Source organism: Mesorhizobium sp. M6A.T.Ce.TU.002.03.1.1 (assembly GCF_003997275.1).
Lineage (GTDB): Bacteria > Pseudomonadota > Alphaproteobacteria > Rhizobiales > Rhizobiaceae > Mesorhizobium > Mesorhizobium mediterraneum.
Genome location: NZ_RZTI01000246.1, coordinates 1 through 3,536 on the forward strand (window position 1 = coordinate 1; position 3,536 = coordinate 3,536).

Below are 3,536 nucleotides of genomic sequence, written 5' to 3' on the forward strand. Positions count from 1 at the left end.
TGAGCCATAGCAATGCTGCAACGAAGGTGCGCATGAAGATGGAGCTAGATCAGCGTGTGCGTGGTGTCCATTGATCGCATCGTCTTAGCTCCAGATGAACGCGAGGACGAAACCGGCAATAGCAATTGCCGAGATGACATTGGGCCATACGGCATCGTGGGCCGGTTTGGCTGGCTTGTACCTGTGCCCCGTGCGGGGCAGCAGGTCCGGATCGTAGCGCACGTGGCGCTTAAGATAGTATTTGATTGGCCGTTTCATCGCGGGCCTTGACCACCAGCGAGCTTAAGAGGAGGCGCTGTGCTGGCTGACCAAAAACTTGCGCTCAAGGCAACGGAATAGCATCATTCGAACGAACACTGTTCGTCATGACGAGTAGGGAAGTGAATGCGGTCGGCGCCGCTTTCAAAAAATCTAACCGCGCGTTCTGGCTTTCGGTTCTGGCGCGCTTTCCGACGGATTTTCAGTCAACTTTTCAGATCGCCGATCCCTTGCCAACAGGGACTTCTTTTTTCTCGCCGGCAGCTCATCACCCTCAGCGGTCGCGCGGCCATGCTTCGCGGCAATCGCATAGTCGGCTCTGTTCGTTCGATAGTCTTTTTTTTGCACAGCTATCTCCCGATTCAGAAGATTAACGCGGCATAGCGCCAGGCAGTTCCGAAGGTCGCTAATGTACAGCGACAGCACGCTTCGCTCTGGGGCGGCCCAGCGGCTTGGTTAGGGGGTGAGGCCGCTGGGCCTGACCAGCGAGTCTTCGGGGCGCGCGCTCGACTGGCTGTTTAATATTTTAGCTAAATCTAATGTAATCGAAACATGCGAACGAAGTACGCGGCGGCAATGGTCGACGTTCGGTGAGGAGACCCGCGCTAGCCCTTCAGCCTCACGCCCGGCCCGCCTCGAAATTACAAGCACAATCAGCAAGTAGGCGGTTTCGCATATCACGACTAGACTTTTAAGGCGAAAATGCCTTATGATTTCAATATCTTACAAGATATTGCTCTTGCGTCAGCTTCGATTCTCCGCCATGCTTTCTGGCGAGGGAAGGGTCACATGGGTCGACGCGGCGGCGGACCAGACCTTGGCCGGGGTGGCATAGCTATGTCCAAGGTCGAGACCTAAAAGCTTGCCGGCGATTTCCAGGTCGTCTCACACCACCGGCTGCCGGTGCCACTTCCGGCTTGGCTTTGTGAGAGCCGCAACCTGGAGACTTGCAAATGAACTTCCACGTAAACGCTGCCGGCATCGACGCCGACTGGCAATTCGAACTAGGGGCATGGATCACACACCGCGACCAGCCCATGCCGTCGCTGGTGCTGTCTCGAGCGAAAGCCGGAAAGCTAGGAGATGTTTACGGCGTGCGCTCATTCGCAACCGTGGATCCGAATAGAGACAGGATGATATTGGGTAGTCTCAAGCCGATCGATGACGCGGCTTGGGCGGTTTGCTTGTTAACACCGGAATGGGCCGCCGAACTTGCGGCCTAGCTGGTGGGCGAAGCACCGGCAAACGACAAAACCCCGCTCCGACGGGAGTTTTTCATGTCGCCATGTTGCTATTCGCAGCCTCCGCTCATTACCAAGCCTTACAAATCAATGGCTTATGTTGCTGCCAATTCCAGCGGTAGCAACATGGTTTTTGGCGATTTAGGCAGCTAAGTGCTTGATTTTGTTTGGCTGGGGAACCTGGATTCGAACCAGGACTAACGGAGTCAGAGTCCGTGGGTCTACCGTTAACCTATTCCCCAGCAGGCGCGGTTGAAGAAAACCGCGCGGGCAGGGCGGCGATGGCGCCGCGCGTGCCTTGTAGCCGCCGCCGGAAAATAGTCAAGCCTGTGCCATGCTTCATTTGGGGCAATCGCGTCAGGTTTTTGATGCGTCCCTTACCCTTACACATTCCTCGACGAGACAGTGAAGCCACTGCATCGCTGCGTTCTTCGGCCACTGTAACGGCATGGATCCTAGGGTCTGCGCGACGTCGCTTCGCTCCTGCTTCGCCCTAGGATGACGAAAGGAGTGTAGTTTCGGCCAATCTCCAAGGTTGGAGATTTGCCATTAGCGTCAGCTTGGTTTGCGACCGGTGCTAATTTTCAACATTTGCGACTAGCCGTAAGCCAACACGCCTTCGTCATCCTAGGGCGGAGCAGGAGCGAAGCGACGTTGCGGAGACCCTAGGATCCATGCCGTTACCTCTGGGCGTCGCGGCGTTGAACAGCAGGGGGCCGCGCCTCACTCAGCGTTGCGGCCCTCTTCCCCATTCTTCGCGCATCACCGTCTGAAACGATTGCCCGGCATCTCACTTCCCACCCCGCCCGAGCTGCGAATGCTCGAAGTACAGCACCACGCCGAGCGCTATCAGCAGCGGGATGATCAGGTAGAACAGCCGGAACACCAGCAGTGCGGCCAGCACGCCGACCGGGTCCATGTGCGACAGGCCGGCGAGGAAGACCACCTCGAACACGCCGAGCCCGCCCGGCGCATGCGAGATCTGCGCGATCGAGAACGATACCAGGAAGACGCCGAGCACGACGAAATAGCCGGGATTGCCTGATACGGGCAGGGCGAAGAAGATGATCGCCGCCGCCGCCAGGAGCTCGATCGGGCCGATCAGCAATTGCCGCGCGACGATCGGCAGGGCCGGATAATGAACCTGGAAGCTGCCGATCTTCAGTGGCCTGAGATGTAGCCAGCTGCCGAAGATGTAGGCCGCCACCAGCAGCAACATGGCGACGCCCGCGGCAATCGTCAGGCCATGGTGCGGCGCGCCGGAGAACCGGTCGATGATCTCCGGCTCGAAGACCAGCACGAGGCCGGAAACGAGGACCGTCGATAGCACGAAGGTGATCCAGCAGATCGCCACCAGGACGCCGACATCCTTTCCGGTCAGGCCCCTTGTGCCGTAGGCGCGGTAGCGGATCACGGCGCCTGAAAATACCGAGCCGCCGATATTGTGCGACAGCGCGTAGGTGGTGAAGGAGCACAGGGTGACGAACAGCCCTGAAACCTTCTTGCCGATATGCAGGAGCGCGATGTGGTCGTAGCCGGCCAGCGACGCATAGGCGATGACCGAGCTCAGCGCGGCGAGCACCCAGCCGCGGGCCGGGATGGCGACGATGCCGTCCCAGACATCGTCGAGCGAAATGCCGCGCAGTTCGTGCAGCAGCAGCCACAGCGAGAAGACGACCGCCGCAATGCCGACGACCGGCCAGAAATAGCGCCTCCAATTCATGACGTGACGATCATGCGTTGCAGCCCAGTTGCCCCTTTTTCGGTTCGCGTCGGGAAAACTGTCCGCGATTCCGAATGTTCCATCTCCGCCATTTCAGAAATGCCTTATCGAAGCCGGCTATTCAACCGGCAAGGCGCGGCTCGTCTGCCTCTTCTTCCCTTCTCCCCTTGTGGGAGAAGGGGGATCGGCGCGTAGCCCCGAGACGGTTGAGGGAGGTTCCAGCGGAGTGAGACGTTGGCGTTCCCTGGAACACCCCTCATCCGTCGCCTTCGGCGACACCTTCTCCCACAAGGAGAGAAGGGAAAGGCCCTATC

At 58.9% G+C, this 3,536-nt stretch carries 3 protein-coding genes and 1 tRNA gene; 1 reads left to right on the forward strand and 3 read right to left on the reverse strand.

Going from position 1 to position 3,536, the window contains the following annotated elements; all coding sequences use genetic code 11:
- Nucleotides 1-411 precede the first annotated feature (411 nt).
- Nucleotides 412-606, reverse strand: coding sequence for a hypothetical protein (locus EOC93_RS32990; RefSeq protein ID WP_245329883.1), 195 nt, complete (start codon nt 604-606; stop codon nt 412-414).
- 605 nt (nt 607-1,211) lie between these two features.
- Between EOC93_RS32990 and EOC93_RS32995 the strand changes: the two genes are divergently transcribed.
- On the forward strand, nt 1,212-1,481 hold the full coding sequence (locus EOC93_RS32995) for a hypothetical protein (RefSeq protein WP_127206706.1): 270 nt from the start codon (nt 1,212-1,214) through the stop codon (nt 1,479-1,481).
- Between the two features lie 186 nt (nt 1,482-1,667).
- On the opposite strand, the gene EOC93_RS33000 is transcribed toward EOC93_RS32995, so the two are convergent.
- Together EOC93_RS33000 and EOC93_RS33005 are read right to left on the reverse strand one after the other, a co-directional pair.
- Nucleotides 1,668-1,741 (reverse strand) — tRNA-Gln (locus tag EOC93_RS33000).
- 548 nt (nt 1,742-2,289) lie between these two features.
- Nucleotides 2,290-3,222: a lysylphosphatidylglycerol synthase domain-containing protein gene (locus EOC93_RS33005; RefSeq protein ID WP_127206707.1), complete on the reverse strand. Its 933-nt coding sequence runs from the start codon at nt 3,220-3,222 to the stop codon at nt 2,290-2,292.
- Between the last annotated feature and the right edge of the window lie 314 nt (nt 3,223-3,536).